At 47.3% G+C, this 17645-nt stretch carries 15 protein-coding genes; 8 read left to right on the top strand and 7 right to left on the bottom strand.

Annotation, left to right across the window (positions count from 1 at the left end):
- Positions 1–10: 10 nt before the first annotated feature.
- Entirely contained in the window at positions 11–1117 is a 1107-nt protein-coding gene (locus Q1B47_RS19280; RefSeq protein WP_299797484.1) for a succinylglutamate desuccinylase/aspartoacylase family protein, read from the top strand.
- A gap of 95 nt (positions 1118–1212) precedes the next feature.
- On the opposite strand, the gene Q1B47_RS19275 is transcribed toward Q1B47_RS19280, so the two are convergent.
- The 3 genes from Q1B47_RS19275 to rluA form a co-directional block, all read right to left on the bottom strand.
- The gene (locus tag Q1B47_RS19275) at positions 1213–5076 is read right to left on the bottom strand and encodes a S8 family serine peptidase (RefSeq protein ID WP_299797482.1); all 3864 of its coding nucleotides are present in this window, start codon (positions 5074–5076) and stop codon (positions 1213–1215) included.
- Positions 5077–5294: 218 nt separating this feature from the next.
- Positions 5295–5756: a transcriptional regulator AsnC gene (asnC, locus tag Q1B47_RS19270; protein WP_012141167.1), complete on the bottom strand. Its 462-nt coding sequence runs from the start codon at positions 5754–5756 to the stop codon at positions 5295–5297.
- A gap of 174 nt (positions 5757–5930) precedes the next feature.
- Entirely contained in the window at positions 5931–6608 is a 678-nt protein-coding gene (gene rluA / locus Q1B47_RS19265) for a bifunctional tRNA pseudouridine(32) synthase/23S rRNA pseudouridine(746) synthase RluA (protein ID WP_299797475.1), read from the bottom strand.
- A gap of 187 nt (positions 6609–6795) precedes the next feature.
- On the opposite strand from rluA, the gene Q1B47_RS19260 reads away from it, so the two are divergent.
- On the top strand, positions 6796–8958 hold the full coding sequence (locus Q1B47_RS19260; protein WP_299797472.1) for a winged helix-turn-helix domain-containing protein: 2163 nt from the start codon (positions 6796–6798) through the stop codon (positions 8956–8958).
- Between the two features lie 407 nt (positions 8959–9365).
- Positions 9366–9629, top strand: a complete 264-nt coding sequence (locus Q1B47_RS19255) for a hypothetical protein (RefSeq protein WP_299797470.1) — start codon at positions 9366–9368, stop codon at positions 9627–9629.
- A gap of 206 nt (positions 9630–9835) precedes the next feature.
- Here the strand turns inward: Q1B47_RS19255 and Q1B47_RS19250 are convergent, their stop codons facing one another.
- The 3 genes from Q1B47_RS19250 to Q1B47_RS19240 form a co-directional block, all read right to left on the bottom strand.
- Entirely contained in the window at positions 9836–10126 is a 291-nt protein-coding gene (locus Q1B47_RS19250) for a hypothetical protein (protein ID WP_299797467.1), read from the bottom strand.
- A gap of 81 nt (positions 10127–10207) precedes the next feature.
- Positions 10208–10744 carry a methyltransferase domain-containing protein gene (locus Q1B47_RS19245; protein WP_299797465.1) on the bottom strand — a complete coding sequence of 179 codons (537 nt, stop codon included), beginning with the start codon at positions 10742–10744 and terminating at the stop codon, positions 10208–10210.
- Positions 10719–11129: a hypothetical protein gene (locus tag Q1B47_RS19240; RefSeq protein WP_299797463.1), complete on the bottom strand. Its 411-nt coding sequence runs from the start codon at positions 11127–11129 to the stop codon at positions 10719–10721. The genes Q1B47_RS19245 and Q1B47_RS19240 overlap by 26 nt, the downstream gene beginning before the upstream one ends.
- A 325-nt stretch (positions 11130–11454) precedes the next feature.
- Between Q1B47_RS19240 and Q1B47_RS19235 the strand changes: the two genes are divergently transcribed.
- On the top strand, positions 11455–12444 hold the full coding sequence (locus Q1B47_RS19235) for a 2-hydroxyacid dehydrogenase (RefSeq protein ID WP_299797459.1): 990 nt from the start codon (positions 11455–11457) through the stop codon (positions 12442–12444).
- A gap of 91 nt (positions 12445–12535) precedes the next feature.
- Positions 12536–13273 carry a dienelactone hydrolase family protein gene (locus tag Q1B47_RS19230; protein ID WP_299797456.1) on the top strand — a complete coding sequence of 246 codons (738 nt, stop codon included), beginning with the start codon at positions 12536–12538 and terminating at the stop codon, positions 13271–13273.
- Positions 13274–13344: 71 nt separating this feature from the next.
- Here the strand turns inward: Q1B47_RS19230 and Q1B47_RS19225 are convergent, their stop codons facing one another.
- Positions 13345–13869 carry a DUF3332 domain-containing protein gene (locus Q1B47_RS19225; protein ID WP_299797453.1) on the bottom strand — a complete coding sequence of 175 codons (525 nt, stop codon included), beginning with the start codon at positions 13867–13869 and terminating at the stop codon, positions 13345–13347.
- Between the two features lie 340 nt (positions 13870–14209).
- On the opposite strand from Q1B47_RS19225, the gene Q1B47_RS19220 reads away from it, so the two are divergent.
- From Q1B47_RS19220 to ahpF, 3 genes are all read left to right on the top strand, one after another.
- Positions 14210–14953 carry a spermidine synthase gene (locus Q1B47_RS19220; RefSeq protein ID WP_299797450.1) on the top strand — a complete coding sequence of 248 codons (744 nt, stop codon included), beginning with the start codon at positions 14210–14212 and terminating at the stop codon, positions 14951–14953.
- A gap of 210 nt (positions 14954–15163) precedes the next feature.
- Complete coding sequence (gene ahpC / locus Q1B47_RS19215) at positions 15164–15733, top strand: alkyl hydroperoxide reductase subunit C (protein WP_299797446.1); 570 nt, start codon at positions 15164–15166, stop codon at positions 15731–15733.
- 202 nt (positions 15734–15935) lie between these two features.
- Complete coding sequence (gene ahpF / locus Q1B47_RS19210) at positions 15936–17504, top strand: alkyl hydroperoxide reductase subunit F (protein WP_299797443.1); 1569 nt, start codon at positions 15936–15938, stop codon at positions 17502–17504.
- Positions 17505–17645: the final 141 nt, after the last annotated feature.

Here is a 17645-nt window from a genome sequence, read left to right as displayed (position 1 = left end):
AGGAGAAGTCATGCGCGTTACCCAATCGTCGCTCAAGATAGGTGAGTTAGCTACGGGTCAAGATCTCACCGTTCCCATCTTCAGTCTGAAGGCTGAAAAGGTAACGGCACCGAGCGTCTATATTCAAGCCAATGTGCATGGCGCGGAGGTGCAGGGTAATGCCGTTATCTATCAGTTGATGCAGCTGTTAGAGGGATATACCTTGTGTGGAGATATCACGCTTGTTCCTTTGGCCAACCCTCTGGGGATTAATCAAAAGAGTGGTGAATTTACCCTGGGTCGCTTCGATCCCATTACAGGGGTGAACTGGAATCGTGAGTACCTTGATCATAAGCTGGATATCGCCGCCTGGTATCAAACTCATCAGGAGTTAAGTGATACCGAGCTATTTAATCGTTTCAGAGATATGTTGGTGGAGCGGTGTCAACAGCGACTGTCAGATGAGTGGGGAGTTACCTCGGGGCACAGGCAGGCCGTTAGCCTTCAGTTGATGGCGCACCAGGCTGATATTGTCTTAGACCTTCATACCGGGCCCAAGTCATGCAAACACCTCTATTGTCCTGAATATGATGCCAAGGCGGCATCTCTTTTCTCTATACCCTATACCTTGCTTATTCCTAATGAGTTTGGTGGTGCGATGGATGAGTCTGTTTTTTGCCCCTGGTGGCAGTTGAGCGACTATATGAACTCAATCGGCCGCGAGTGTGAGGTGCCTGTTTCGGCCTTTACTCTGGAACTTGGGCCTCAGGAATATATCAATCTGAAAGATGCAGTCGTCGATGCTCGGGGGATCTTAGCTTATCTGAGCTCCCGTGGCGTTATCGCTCAACGAGTCGAGCCTGTGCAGATGCCACGCTATGCCTGCTATCTTAAAAACTACAAGAAGTACCACGCACCAATCGGCGGGATGGTGGAGTACCTGGCAAAGCTTGGAGAGCCGCTGGCAGCCGGGGAGCCGCTGGCAAATATTCTGAGATTAGATCTTTTTGATTGTGAGCGGGTGTTGACGCCGCTGAGTCTCGGTCAGGACTGCGTGCCGATATTACATTTCGCCTCAGCATCTGTATATCAGGGAACTGAAATGTATAAGGTGATGACGCAGGTTTTTGAGCTGTGAACGACAGGTTTTATAGCTGGGGGCATTGGAAAGTCAGAGATAAAGAAGGGAGCCATCGGGCTCCCTTCTTGGGTTCTACTTTTTAACTCGCTACATTAACGCTTACGGCGACGAAGAGCTGCGAAAGGAAGCAGTAGCATAGTCAACCAACCCAGTGAACCGCCAGAAGAGCTGTTCTCTTGGACTGCATTTACTGTGATAGTTGCCGTACCCGCTTCACTCTCTAACTCACCATCGGAGGCAACGACAGAGAAGACAAGCTCATGATCGCCAGATGGTGCGGTAAAGCTGATGACTTCGCCACCATTGGTGAACTCAACACTTGTACCGCTTACCTGTGTCCAGGTGTAGGTCAGAGCATCGCCATCAACATCACTGCCATTTGCCGAGGCTTTAACTGCGAAGCCTTCGGTACTGCTCATGCCTGATGGGCTGACCGTTGGAGCATCATTAACGTTATTTACAGTGATATTTACCTCGGTGGCTTTACCCGTGTTGCCATCGGCATCTTCAGATGTATAGCTGAAGCTGTCTGAACCGAAGAAATCATCTTCAGGGGTATATTCAGCCGTGCCATCTTCGTTCAGTGTGAGTTCACCGTGAGATGGCGCATCTACGATCTTTGCCTTACCCAGTACGCCGGTAGGGGCGATATCGATGAGGCGCAGAGCTTCGGCAGTCATGCCATCGCCTTTGACTGAAGCGTGAGCAACCTTCTGCTCCTTCATGTCATTATCGAGGACATTAAACGATAATGTTGCTTCTTCATCCACAGAGACAGAATCGGCATGACCCGGATTAAATTCAGTTGACTTAACCTTGTAGTCAATCTCAACGCTACCGGCAGTCGATGACTGCAGCACTACAGCATCACCTGCAGTAACCGTACTACCTTGGCCATTGTAGTGGAAGGTTGTACCCACAGAGCCGCCGATATTTTCAGCACCGATAGTCAAGTTGGCTGGCATGTTCGGCACGTCCAGATAATTGAATATCACCTGCTCTTCATCACCGGTCTTTATCCAGATACTGAAGCTGTACTTGGTTTCTGAGGCATCATTCCAAAGTTGTGCATCTTTCCACTCTAACGCCAACCAGGTTGTACCATCACCGCCGGTAAATATGCCGATAGCCATATCCCCGCCACCGGTATCGGTACCAGAGGTGTCAGACAGGTCGAAATCAGACCAGAAAGGAGCGATGATATTATTCGGGTTAGCCGAATCGGGGAGCTGCTTGTTGTTCCATGTACCGGAAGTTGAACCGCTACCTACAATGGCTAAACCATTATCGCCCATGGTGATGCTGTCATAGCTGACACCATTATATTTAAAGCTCGGCAGCGATGAGAATGTCAGTGCAGTTTCATCACAACCACTTTCACATGGCTGAGGTAACACACCTAAATCTATGATGCTGGGGAAGCCACCGACATCCTTGACTGAGCTCATCTCCGGCAGGTCGAGCTTACCGACCCAGGTAATGCGTCCAAGCTCTGTATTTACATCGAAACCATGTTGCGCAGCACCGCCGATAGAGACGGTAACGTCATCTTCAGAGGTCAGCTGGGTTCCCTGAGGAGCCTGAGCCGTAATGGTAACTGTATTTTCGAAAATAGAGTTATTAACTACGGCCTTAATTGGGAACTCATCACTTGCCTCGATATCCGCCTGTGTTGTGAGCGTCGAGATAAGAGAGGCGTCACTCGACTCTTTTGCCATAACGGCAAGTGGCAGGTGGGCATCTTGCTTGCCTTCATCACTCTTGATCATGACGTTGCCGAAGATCCACGAGCCATATTCACTGAATGTCGAATCTACGGTAACGGTGAATGTGGCTGAGGCGCCAGCCTCGAGTTCCAGTGTTGTCGGTGATACGCTGATCCCCGCACTGTCGGCAGAAGCGGAGAGTGACCATGATGTTGTTTCATCGCTCTTGTTATAAACGGTACGGGTAAAGGTACATGGACCGACACAGGAGTCGGAAGCAACCGATGGCTTATCGAATGTTAACACCGCTCTGGCGGCGGCATCGAGATCCATACGACCGGCACCCATAGCAAATGGGTTGGCTGCTGTCTCTGCATCATCATCGAGAACACCATCCATATGGGAGGTCGATGTTAACGCTGTCTTGATATCGTTGGCACTCCAGTCAGGATGAAGTTGACTCATCATGGCCGCAGCACCGGCTACATGTGGGCTGGCCATACTCGTACCTGTCATGGTGGTAAAGTCTGTACCATCTTCATCGGGAGAGGTGGCTGAAAGAATCGAGGTGCCTGGGGCCGCCAGATCCGGCTTAAGGATATTTTGATTTCCGTTTGGACCACGAGAGCTTGATGCGTTGATCAGATCCGCCAGAGATGAGTTTGCGATGCGCTTAACCGTTGAGCCGATAGTACAGGTCCCGCCCTCTTCAAGGCCTTCGATGACGACTGCGCCATCGGCATCTGAAATCATCACACTCGGTAGCGTGGCATCAGGCATATACATGCTGATAGGTGCGCCGGGTTTGCTGTTGTAGACAACCATCGCCTTGGCGCCGGCAGCCTCTGCATTGGCTGCCTTATCGCTAAATGCACAGGCGCCTCTTGAGATCAACGCGATACCATCTTTAAATGAGTCGGCCGGGAAGGGGTCACAGCCTTCGAAATTTTCAGCATCGATATTCACAGCAGCAATGACAGGCAAGGTTATATCTTCTGTGAGTAGTTCGTTATTTGCCTGGATGGCGAGTAGTTCATCATCACCCATTGTGAAGCTGTTAGCAAAGAAACGGCCCGTTGTGCTGTTAGCGACAGTGATACCTGATTCGATACATGCCGGACAACCGATTGTCTGTGCACCATTACCGTCATTACCCGCGGCGGTAACGACGACAACGCCAGCGGCTTCAGCCGCTTCGTACATAGTTTTATATGGGCTGTTAGCCGGATCGCCACCGGCGCCACCACCCCATGAGTTGTTGATGACATCGGCGCCATCGTTGACCGCATGTTCCATCGCTTCCATCAGCATGATGTTAGAGCCGCTGCCGCGTGAACAGTCGGTCTTGGTGAACAGGGCCTTGTATACCATCAGGTATGCAGCTGGAGCGACACCCGAGATATCGACATCGATATCTTTATAAGTTGTAGTTATCTTGTTCCCCACTGAGGTGCCGGCTACGTGTGAACCGTGACCACCATACCCAAGCGGGCTCATATGCTCATCGGCGCAAACTTCAAATGTAGGCTGAGACCAGCGGGCAACAATCAGCTTATCATTACAAAAGCTGGTATCTACCGTCGAGCAGTAATCATCGGCTGGCATACCAGTCGTAGGTTTACTGAAGCCTTCTCCCGAGAACATAGGGTTCTCCGGGCGAATACCGGTATCGATAACGGCGACACGAATGTCTTTACCCGCATTTTCCATTCCCGAAACCGCTTCCCACATGGCTGCGCTGTTGATGACTTCATGGGAAGCATCCATGTTAGCTTCATACATGGTTTCAGGGTAGACAGACTTAACTCCCGGAATTGCTGCGATCTGTTCGAGCGTCATACCTTGAGCAACAATACTCACACCATTGAAAAGTGTTTTAAAGCTACGTTCAACTTTGGCATTGGGAACACTCTTTGTCAGTGCTTTGGAAAATGCACTTTGCTCCAGGCTTAGGTGGCTGACGTAACTCTTGGCACCGGCAGACTGGACATCGATTCTCTGCCCTTTCTCAGATGGAGCCGTGGCGGCGAACTGCTTAATGCCTCCGCTATATTTGGCCAGAGCCGGAGACTCAAGCTCTACGATGAAACGCTGTGGCGCTACCATAGTCGGGCTCGATACCTGAGGTTTCTTGTAGTTGCTTACAGAGGTTAATTCTGGAGAAGATGAGGCAGTAGAAAAATCACTGCTTGCGATGGCGGCACTCGACAGTAGCGCGGCCGAGACTGCGATAGATACTTTTGTTTTCACAACTTAATTCCTTGTCAATAATCAGCCTCAGGTAAGGTTCCACGAGGCAATTGTAATGATGGAGCTATTATTTATCTCCTCTCTGTTTCGAGAGGTAGGGGGTTGTTTGTAACACAGATGTATCAAGATGTTAACTTTATGCGACCAAAAAAGTTATTGGCTGTAACTTTTTTGGTCGATTTATCTGAAGAGGAAGGTGATGGAAAGGACCAGGGGACTTAAGGTTTTACCGCCCTGACGATAGGGTTTTGTAGGCTAATCAAGGTTTCTGTCGACTGAATCTCATCGATAGACTGAATTCGATTGATTAGTACATGCTGTAAGCCATCGATCGATTGGCACATGACTTTTACAAATACGCTGTAATTTCCGGTGGTGTAATAGGCCTCCACAACCTCTTCAAGAGCGTTGAGCTTAGATATCGCGGCGGGGTAGTCACCGGCACTCTTTAAGTTGATTCCGATGAAGCAGCAGACATCATAGCCAAGAGCCTTTGGGTTTACGGTAATTTGTGCGCCGGTGATTATCCCCGCCTGCTTCATCTTTTCGACCCGGACATGAATGGTACCGGCACTGACATTGAATCGCTTCGCCAGCTCTGCAAAGGGGGTTCTGGCCTCCTGCATGAGCGCTGAAAGGATCTGGTTATCAAGCTTATCTCTCTGAAATGATGTTTCCATGGTGAAATACTTATTATTGCGATGATTGTTAGCTAATTTACGCGTTAAGCTTTCGAATTACCAATATATGTTTATTTAAAATGAGAAATGTACTGGTCATTGCAGACCATGTGCCTGTTTGAAAAGTGAGCAAGGGGCCAAAGTCTGAGCTGAATTGGCCCTCATCTGGCAAGGCTACTGTTCGGCTTCGGCCTCCATAAAGGGGACGTCACAACTAAAGGTTAACTCCTCTGCGGAGTAGGGCTGTTTGATCGTTAATTCCTGGGCATGGAGTAACAAACGGTTTGCTAAACGTTTAGCTAGTGGATCTGCATAGAAGTTATCGCCGAGTATGGGATGCCCTATTGCCATCATATGAACCCGGAGTTGGTGAGAGCGGCCCGTGACAGGCGTTAGCTTTACCAGGGTTGAGCGCTTAGCCCTGCTGATCACTTCAAAGTGTGTGAGTGACGCTTTACCGATATCATGGTCGACCTTCTGCTTAGGTCTGTTAGGCCAGTCACAGATCAGGGGAAGCTCAACACTGCCCCTCTCTTCTTTTATATGTCCGGCGACCCGGGCATAGTATGTCTTTTTTGTTTCCCGATCCCGAAACTGCCTCTTTAATTCACGCTCGGCGCTTCGTCTCAAGGCGACGACGATGACACCTGAGGTGGCCATATCTAATCTATGTACGATCTGTGCATTTGGATGTTCGGCTAAAACCCGGGTATAGATACTATCGCTATGAGCGGGATCCCGTCCGGGTACGGAGAGTAGTCCTGAGGGCTTATTTACAACCAAAATATCCTTATCTTGATAGATGATCTCCAGCCAGGGGGAGGTCGGTGGTGAATATACAAAATCAGACATTGAAAAGAGCCTTAGTGTGAATGCGTGGCAAAGATACCCGTAAGCGGGCCGGGTAAGCAAGTTAAATCAGCCTGGAACGGCAATATCTTCGGTGGATTGCAGAGCTCTTTTAGTGCATGAGTATTGATTTCATCTCCGGATATTGCTCTATTAGTATTCAAGTTGTTGATTAATTAGCTGGTTCATTATGTTTTCTCACTCCAGGTTTCGCCTTGCGGATAGACTTGTCGATCCGCGCCAATGCACCATTATTAAGGGCGATACGCAACTCAAAATCGAATTACGAGCGATGCAGGTATTGGTATGTTTAATCAAATATGCCGGCAAACCCGTTAGTCGCGATATGCTGCTGCAGGAGGTATGGGCAGGAGGTGAGGTGTCTGATAATGCAATAAGCAGGATCATCCGCGTACTCAGAAGTCATTTGGGAGATGATGCCAGGGCTCCGGAGTTTATTAAAACCTTGCCTAAAGTTGGCTATATTCTCATCGCTCCGGTTATTGAGATTGAAGAGGTGACCAAGGAGCAGCTCTTTACGTCTGAGGTGATGACCGATATTAGCAGCGGGAGTGCGGAGGGCTACTCACTTAAGCGCAGATTCTTTGCATATTTCTACTGTCACTTTGGAAAGTTAACGCTGTTCATTGGTGCCATTACAATCATTCTTATCTGGGGAGGGACTCGATTTTTATTCGCAAATCAGGTTCCACTTCACTCGCACAAAGACACTGAGCTTCAAAGGTTAACCTACCTGGAAGGGCAGGAGTTTAATCCGGTATTATCACCCGATGGTAAGTTTCTGGCTTTTTCACAGAGGGAGTCCGGAGCAAAAAACTGGCGTATCGGATTGATGAATCTTGAGTCTCGCTCTGTCAGTTACCTTAATGATCCCTTTGATAGTCAGAGTCATCCGGCGTTTCATCCTGACGGGTCAAAGATCGCTTACATCTCCTTCAACAAGAGTGGGGAGTGCGAGTTAAAGGTTGTCGAACTCCTCGATGGGCAGTTTAACCGCATTGACTCCCTGACAGGGTGTAAGCGGCATATGCAGGCGACCAGCATAGTCTGGGCCCCTTCGGGCAATAGTTTGTTTTATATCGATGAGGATCACCAGTTTGATTATTTCAGCGAGAAGAAGGTCTTCTCTATCCACGCGAATGGTTCAAATAAACTGCAGATCAGTCAACCCTATTCTGTGGGGCGGGGCGATTATGCATTGAGTCTGTCTCCCGATGGTCGGTATTTAGGGGTGCTCAGAAATGTCAGGTGGTATCAGACGCAGGTTATGTTGCTGGCACTCGAGACGGGAACTTGGCAAAACTTATTCGAAGTAAACCAGCTACTTCATACCCTTGCCTGGGGGCGTGAAAGTCAATCTTTGATCTATCGCTCCAATAGAGGGCATCTGACCCGTTATGACCTTGAAGAGCGATCTCATAGCCAATTGACCAATATCATGCAGACGATTATCTCTCCAATATCTAACCAAAATGGTGATCTGGTTGCGGTATTAGGGGAGTTCAATGATACCGAGGTATGGCAGCTTGCTAGCCCCTTCTACCCGGGAGAGCTTGACTCAACCACTGGTGAGCCTAAGCCTTATATCTCATCCAGCGGCAGAGATAAACTGGGCGCCGTCAATTCAGGTGGAACAGAATCGGTATTTGTATCTAATCGCACAGGAGTACCTGAGCTCTGGTTCAAAGCCTCTGATGGAGTCGAAAAACAGATAAGCCACTTTAATAAAATTTATAACATAAGAGATATCAGTTTCTCGGTAGGTGGCAATAAATTATTGGGCCGAGTCAACAATAATCCTTTTGTGTATGAATTCAGCAGTGACACTTTCAACTTCATAAAGCTTGAAACAGAGAGTGAGATTTATAATGTCGAGTGGGGAAGTAGCAGCGATACATTTATTGCTGCATATGATGAATCAGGAAAAACAATATTGAAGCTGGTGAGTGTAGAGTCGGGTAAAACCCTTGAGGTCTTAGTCGAGGGGGGAGAGTTCGGTAAGTTTTCTGAAGATGGCTTACTCTATTACACTAAGCGGGTTGAGAAGGGGCTGTGGATGTTGGAAGACGGAGAGGAGGTTATGGTTAACGATGGTTTCAGAGCCACTACCAATATGTCATGGACCATAGTCGAAGGTTACTTATATAACTTGGTTTACTCGAAGGGAGGCTACTTTTTAGAGCGTCTAAATTTAAGTGATGGAGAGGTGAGAAGACAACCACTCCCATATGCCGGTTTAAGAGGGAACGTTATTTCAGTGGATAAACAGGGGAGAGTTTTCCTTGTTTTTTCAAAGCCAAGAAATACAGATGTGATTGCGGTTAACTACTAGCTCACTCTTACTTTCTTTCTAAGGTGCTGATATATAAGAACATCACTTTTTCATCATCATATTGTCATGACACACGGCTTTTCATTGAGCTAGCTTACTATTTCGACGGGGTAACTCTGAGTATGTGTAAGCGATTGGATTGTAGCCAAGCTAGTGAGCAGTAACTTTACCCTGGGTTTTATCATTAGGCTATTGGTGCCGTTTTAAGGTATTCAGGTGAATTTAGTTTATTATCTGGTCCATAGTAAGCTGTGTTATTTTCACTTGAATACCTTAATGCATGACATCATGACCAACTATTATCTTAGCTCGATAAACTTATGGGTTACCCCGTCACTAAATTTATCTCCTCTTTGTTTTAATTTTACGTACTTAAGTGAACAGCTTGTCGAAAAAGGATATTTGTTATGCTCAATAAGAAGAATACAGGTTTGCTGATAAAAGCCGGTCTGCTGTGCGCCCTTTGCACGTCTGTCTTTGCCAATCAGGATAGATATGCCCGGGATGACGGCTCTAATCTGTCCAATGGTAAGGCTGAAAAAGAGCAGTTAGTTATCGAGAAATACCTGCTAGAGAGTAAAAAAAATAGTTCAAACAGGAAAAACAGTGAAGTTATCTATATTCCTATGGGCGGGTGCGAGCCATTCCCCGCTTGCGGAGAAACGGACTAGACATTCGCCCAGATTAAAACTCATTTATTATCTTAAGATATTGCTCCTCCCTTAGACATAGATGCACTCAGTTTGAGTGCATTTTTTTGCTCTAACGGTTATGTTCCTACCGGATATGTAACTTGGATAAGCAATCGCTCCTGTGAGTAAGGTAGGTAAACCGCCTGTTTAACTGCGCGGGAAAAATCTTTCCTAGCTTGTGAGATTTATGAAAAACCGCTGCCGTTGACATGCATTAGTGAGAAGGTCCAGACGACGAACGAGAGAGAAAGGTGGATAAAGGCATAGACAGATTGATCCAGCCTCTCCATGCCTCTCGCTTGCCAGATTAATTGGCCGTGAAGCAGAGTGACTATCGGGAACAGGATAAAAAGTGGATAGAAGGCAATGTTGCTGCTGTCACCAAATATGAAGCGGCTCAGGAGTGACCAGAACACCATAAATGCCGTGATTAAGGGGGGGATTGCTTGCCTGTATTGCTCTGGATAGGGAAACATATTCATCCTTGTGAAGTTGTGAGTAATGGGCTTGAAAGATATACAAAGTCATCCCTTGTTTTGAATATCTTCTCTATCAGCCTAAGGCTTGCGTGCGATTAATTGCGCCTTATAACTGAGCCTGCCATGGGTTCTGAGCTCCCCTTCAAAGTAATGCAGATGGTCCCAATTATCAAATGTCGTTTTGAGTTCTAAAGGCTTTAACAGAAAGTCAGGGTTGCTTGGGCGACCGATTTCAGCTTGTTTCTCGGTAAAGGTCTCATAGAAAATTAATCCACCCGGTTTTACAGCCGCTTTGATCTGCGCGAGAAGTGGGCGGTGTAAGTAATTAAAAACAAGCACGATATCAAACTTTTCAGCTGGTAGGGCTGGGGCGGTTCCATCTTCCAGATCCCAATTGAGGTAGCTATGTCGATTGGAGCGATTTATGAGACCAGTGAGTGACTTATCTATATAAGTAACCTTGTGATCTCGCTGAGCGAACCAGAGCCCGTTTCTTCCACTGCCACAAGCGAGATCCAGTACCTCACAGGGGGAAGCTGAAATAATATCAGGTGCAAAACGGCTGATTAATTCAGAGACTGTATCCTGTCTAGCCTTTAACTTCTTTTCTTCCATCGATTCTTCGTCCATGTATCACAGAGAAATGGCGTAATCCTGCCGGCCCGTGAGAAACGACAACGGAGAGTAGCAGGACTGTGATTAAGAGTTCAGGCTTGAGGTGAGCAAAAGGGATAAAGAGAGCCAGTAAACCAAGCTTCACCAGAGTGAGTACGCCCTTAAGTTGAATCAACCAGCGCCAATCTCTGACAATTTCCCATAACATAAGTAGTGAACCTGTTGTCATGGCTATACACCAATAATGGATCCACTCTGTTTGAGCGACACCGAGAAGAATGCCACCACCCGCACCTGTGATCCCTAAGATGTGAAATGCCCTTAGGCTGGTTTTACTTATCCTTTGAAACCAGAACTGCTTTTCAGAAAGCTTAGATTTTTTCATGATAGTGGAGAGATAATGCTAAGTTTTTAGAAGAAAGTGGAGCAAGCTTATCAGGAATTTATCGCCTGTGAAGGTGAACTTCATCGTATTTATAAAATAACCCCGGTAAAAAGGGCCATCGTCAGCGGCCAGAAGTACAGTGGCAAGGCAAACGTATTGAATGGCAAGCAGATATGGAGATTCCAGATTATCTAATATTGATCTATTGGGACAAAATATAGCAGCCCTCTAATTAGTGAGAAAAGTGATATTGCTTTCACACTCAGGGGAAAAAGCGTACATACTGATTAAATTACATTTAATCAACTGGTTTGGATGAGAAGGTATGAAGATAGGTTTTTTTAGTGCTAAACACTATGATATTGAACATTTCGACAGAACTAACGAGGCTTTCGGTGCTTCTATAGAGTACTTCGATTATCGTCTCTGTATGCAGTCGGTTAAACTCGCATATGGCTTCGAAGCTATCTGTGCATTTGTCAACGACTCTCTCTGTGAAGAGGTGCTGGTTGAATTAGCTAAAAACGGCACATCGATCATTGCGATGCGCTGTGCAGGATTTAACAATGTTGACTTGGTCGCCGCAAAAAAACTTGGGATCAGAGTGGTGAATGTGCCCGCCTATTCACCCGAGTCGGTAGCGGAGCACACCATTGCACTGATGCTGACATTGAACAGAAAAGTTCATAAGGCGTATCAACGCACCCGGGATGCGAATTTTTCACTGTCAGGCTTAGTCGGTTTCAATATGCATAACCGCACCGTTGGGGTGATAGGTACAGGTAAAATTGGCTTAGCAACAATTAAAATTCTACAAGGATTTGGCTGTAGAGTGTTGGCTCATGATCCATTTCCGAATCAGGCCGTGATCGACCTTGGCATCGAATATGTGCCTCTCGACCAGCTTTACCCGGCAGCAGATATTATCACTCTCCACTGTCCGTTGACGGCGGATAATCATCACCTGTTATGTAAAGAGAGCTTCGATAAGATGAAGCCTGGAGTGATGGTTATCAATACCAGCCGAGGTGGTTTACTTGATGCGTTTGATGCCATGGAGGCTCTTAAGTCGGGTCAGCTGGGAGCGCTAGGGCTGGATGTCTATGAAAATGAAAAGGAGCTTTTTTTCGAAGATAAGTCGAGTGAGATTATCCAGGATGATGTCTTCAGAAGGTTGTCGGCCTGCCATAACGTGATTTTTACCGGCCATCAAGCCTTTTTAACCCGTGAGGCGCTGAGCTCTATTGCTTATACGAGTCTGCTGAATGTAGAGCAGCTGATGAAGGGGGAGAGCTGTCCGAATGAGCTGTTATAACCTCGGCTCAGGTTCTTTCAATGGTTTTAACTGACATATGCATAATTGGCTGATAGATTAATGATTAATCTATCAGCCGAGGATTAACATTATGATGGTCACTCAAGAGGTTCACGATATTCCTACCGCTACAGGGACGATGCGTACATATCTATACCGCCCTGATGAAGAAGGACAGTTTTCCACCATTATTTTTTATTCTGAGATATTTCAGCAGACGGCCCCAATTTCTAGAGCGGCAACAATGCTGGCCGGGCATGGCTTTGTGGTGCTGGTGCCTGAAGTCTTTCACGAGTTGAACCCTATCGGTACTGTCCTGGCCTATGACGAGGCGGGGAAAGATAAAGGTAATGAAGATAAGTTTGCCAAACCTCTGGAGCATCATGACAGTGATACCGAAGCCTTGATCCTCTTCGCCAGAAGCCTGCCTTTCTGCACCAGCTATGTCGGAAGCATGGGCGTCTGTGTCGGTGGTCATCTGGCATATCGAGCAGCCATCAACCCCGATATTTCGGCTGCATTTTGCCTCTATGCCACAGATATCCACTCCAATACGATTCCGAGTCAGAAGGGGAATGATTCACTCTCCAGAACAAGGGATATTCTGGGGGAGTTGACTATGGTATGGGGCAAGCAAGATCCCCATGTGTCGGCCGAGGGGCGTAAGCTGATCTATGAACGGCTTGAGCAAACTAAAAGGAATTTCAGTTGGCTGGAGGTTAATGCGCAACATGCCTTTATGCGTGATGGCGAGGCGCGTTATGATCCGGCACTTGCCATGCGGATGTATCAGGATTCGGTGGCTTTTTTTCACCGCTTGTTAAAGTAACATAGCCTGATTTTTAGAGCGATTATTTGAAGTTGGGCCAGCATATGTGGCCCTTATCTGTTCTATTTTGTTTATTGGGCGGTGTAGTTGGCCAGCTCACTGACACTTACTCTGGCAATAAACACCTTGTCGAGGTAGAGCTCAAGCTGATCACCTTGTTTATGTCCTGAGATCTGCTGCTGACTCCCATCTTCGAAGTTCAGCAGCATCACTAACGTATCTTCACCGGTTGCTTCCATGGTGGCATTAGTCAATTTAACCTGCTCAAGTGGCGCAGAGGTGAGATCTTTATCTAAGTGTGGATTAACCTTGAAGATCGCTTCCACCGGCATATCAACAACTGCCGGCGAGCGTTTGGTGATGGGGTTAGTTCCGGTCCAAAACTCGACGCTGTTAAAGATGAACAGGTCGGCCGTGGCCGCCAGTCCGTAGACCGGGCTAAGTAAGACGAACATTCCGGCTCTGCCATAGCGGTTATCCACTGCACTCAGGTTGCCCTTTGTGACCATGGCGCTGAGACCCATCTGTCCCATACATCCGCTTAATTGGCTGGTTAAAATTGTGGCGAGTGTGATTGAAATAAGTGTTTTTTTCATCGTGCTCCGGTGTTTATCAGTCATGGATGGAAAGCGGCATGATTGTAATGACAAAAAAAAGAGGGATAGCGAGCTAGCTCACAAGCTCAGGTTTCACTTTTGTGAGTATTGATGAGGGACATAGGTGACTGTTGCCGGACCTGCTGTGTTTGGCTTTCTATTGAGGATTATCGTTCTATTCTTCGTCATATCCGGGTTTTCAATTAACTCTTGTAACGAAGTGGCGCCTCTATTTATCAATGAACCGAGTGGTTGGGGGGATTTCTCGTAATCGAGTGTGATTTTAGTGTGTAATTTTGCCGTTATGGCGCATACTACACGCCGAATTTTTGGAGACCCCATGACCGATTTAGACATATTACATCAATGTGAAGATGAGCACGGCCCACTGATGGTTCTGGATGATAAGCAGATGCGTGTGCTCTCCTTCGGTGATAATGATGAGCAGAGTAAGTTACTTAAACTTGAACCCCATATCCCTCAGCATACCTATCTGCAGGCCATGCTGTTAGTCTTGCTGTTTGTTAAGCCTAAGCGAGTCATTATCTTAGGTTTAGGAGGCGGTGGCTTGATCCACGCCCTGCGCAATTTCGATACGGGGATTAAAGTGACCGCCGTCGAACTCAGGTTAAAGGTGATTGAGCTGGCTAAACGCTTTTTTCAACTACCGATTGGCAAGAAGCTAACCATTATCCACCAGGACGCGGCCCTTTTTCTTCAGCAAGCCGACCATAAGAAGGCCGATGTTATCTTTGCCGATATCTATGATGGTGATGGTGTGGATGAGAGCCAACTGTCGGAAGGGTTTATCGAGAACTCGGCATCGCTGTTAAAGGCAGATGGCTTTCTGGTATTGAATTGCTGGAAGGAGCACAGCCAAAACCGGGCATTATTGTCTCTGCTGCAGAAACATTTCAGTGAAGTCAGAGCCTGCCTGACGGGGGGGGGCAACTGGGTCGTACTTGCAGGTAAGACCCCCAGAGATATCAGCAGTAGTGGGCTAAAGAGTAAGGCTCATAGTCTGTCACAACAGTTGGATTTTCCTCTGGGACGCTCTTTGACCCGTTTCGATATCTGGGAGTAATCTAAGGTTGCGTTGGTTATTTAGCCATAAACGCCCCGTTTATGGCTGTTTAGCCATCAAAAACGGTTTTTCTGAAAAACCGATTAAGATAATAGATTTTACTCGTTATATTTAATTAATGCTCTTGGTTATTATCTTCACATCGAAAACGAACTGACAATCAGATACAGGGTCAGTGAGAAGAATTAATAACCTTTAACGGAGCTTTACATGAACCAATCTATCATCAACACCGAAATCAAGCCTTTCTCTGCGACAGCCTTCCATAAGGGTGAGTTTGTACCGGTTACAGAGCAAGACCTACTGGGCAAGTGGTCGGTTGTTTTCTTCTACCCGGCTGACTTCACATTTGTATGTCCGACTGAACTTGGCGACATGGCCGACCACTACGAGAAGCTACAGGCGATGGGCGTAGAAGTATACTCGGTTTCTACTGATACACACTTCACACACAAAGCATGGCACGATGCTTCAGACACCATCAACAAGATCCAGTATCCAATGATCGGTGACCCAACGGGTGTTATCTCCCGTAACTTCGGCGTGATGATCGAAGAGGATGGTTTAGCACTTCGCGGTACTTTCGTTATCAATCCTGAAGGCCAAATCAAGGTCAGCGAAGTTCATGACTTAGGCATTGGTCGCAGCGCTTCTGAACTTGTTCGTAAAATTCAGGCTGCTCAGTATGTAGCCAGCCATGATGGTGAAGTATGTCCTGCCGCATGGCAGCCAGGCGCTGATACATTAGCGCCTTCTCTGGACCTTGTCGGTAAGATCTAAGTTCAGCGATAGCCGGTAGCTATACCCTGTATAGATCTCCCTACTACCGGCTACTGAAGTGACAGGCTGTGACTTCAGTGAATATCACTATTCATCTCTAAAATGGCTCGGACAATCCCCCTGCTTTGACCGGGCCACTCTTTCTATTTCCCATTTTATTATTGGTACTCAAAGATACAGGTATCAATTTTTAGGAGTTATCATGTTAGATGCAAACCTTAAGAATCAACTGAACACCTATCTGCAAAACCTCAAGCGCCCAGTTGAACTTGTTGTGTCTGCAGATGAGAGCCCTAAAGCGCAAGAGCTGAAATCTTTAGCACGGGATATCGAGAGCCTGTCGCCACTGGTCAGCATTTCTGAAGCCGAAGGCAAGCGTATGCCTTCGATGAAAGTAACCAACGCTGACACCATGACCGATATCACTTTCGCCGGTTTGCCTATGGGGCACGAATTTACTTCGCTTGTTCTGGCTCTGCTTCATACAGGCGGCCATCCTTTGAAGCTCGATGACAATGTTATAGATCAGATAAAGGCGTTGCCGGGCGAATACCACTTTGAAACCTATGTTTCTCTCAGCTGCCAGAACTGTCCCGATGTTGTGCAGGCGCTAAACATGATGGCGGCGATTAACCCTAATATTACCAATGTGATGATCGATGGCTCTCTGTTTCAGACAGAGGTGTTCGAGCGCGACATCTTAGCCGTCCCTTCGGTCTACCTTAATGGTGAACTCTTCGCTCAGGGACGGATAAGCCTGACTGAAATTTTAAATAAAATAGACACTGGAGCCGTAGCCCGTCAGGCAGAGACTCTGGCAGAAAAGGAACCTTTCGAAGTCTTAGTCGTTGGTGGCGGCCCGGCCGGAGCATCGGCTGCTATCTACGCGGCGCGCAAAGGGTTACGTACAGGAATTGTTGCAGATAAGTTTGGTGGCCAGGTCGCAGAAACCGTGGGCATTGAGAACTTTATCTCGGTAAAGGCGACAGAGGGCCCTAAGTTGGTGGCCAATCTTGAAGCTCATGTGCATGAGTATGATGTCGACATTATGGATAACCAAAGAGCGTTAAGCCTTAAGTCCGGTGAGCTGTTTGAGCTGGAGTTGGAAAATGGTGCCGTGCTCAGGAGCAAGACAGTACTTCTTGCGACCGGTGCGAGATGGCGTGAAATGAATGTGCCGGGGGAGCAGGAGTATCGTGGTAAAGGTGTGGCTTATTGTCCACATTGTGATGGTCCCTTGTTTAAGGGGAAACGTGTCGCCGTTATCGGTGGTGGTAACTCGGGTATCGAAGCGGCCATCGATCTGGCAAATATCGTCGAGCATGTCACCGTACTCGAGTTCGACAGCAAGCTAAGAGCCGATGAGGTGTTGCAACGCAAGGCGGCCTCAATGGGTAATATTGAAATCATTACCCAGGCGATGACGACCGAAGTCGTCGGAGATGATAAGCGTGTAAACGGACTTAATTACACCGACAGAACGACAGGCGAATCACATCATATAGCGCTCGCCGGCATCTTCGTGCAAATTGGCCTGGTGCCGAACTCTGAGTGGTTGAAGGGCACCATCGAGCTGACCGAACGCGGCGAGGTTATCGTAGATGGAAGGGGAGAAACGTCAGTGCCGGGGATCTTTGCCGCCGGTGATGTGACTGACTCGGCTTTCAAGCAGATCATTATTGCCATGGGCAGTGGTGCGACCGCCTCTCTGGGAGCCTTCGACTATCTGATCAGGCATGGTGACTCTGAGCAAAGCCAGGTCGCAGCTTAACCGCATCACGTCCGCATGACAGATAAGCCGGCTCCGATAGCCGGCTTATTCTGTTATACAGCTTTCGGCAAAATTATCGGTTAGGTTAATTTGGCTGATTTTTCTCTGATGCTTATAATAACTTCATGTTTGATTAAGAAA

This window comes from uncultured Shewanella sp. (assembly GCF_947501225.1).
In the GTDB taxonomy this organism is placed as follows: Bacteria; Pseudomonadota; Gammaproteobacteria; order Enterobacterales; family Shewanellaceae; genus Shewanella.
The sequence above is the reverse complement of the archived record's forward strand: the minus strand, read 5'-3'. Positions and strand labels throughout refer to the sequence as shown.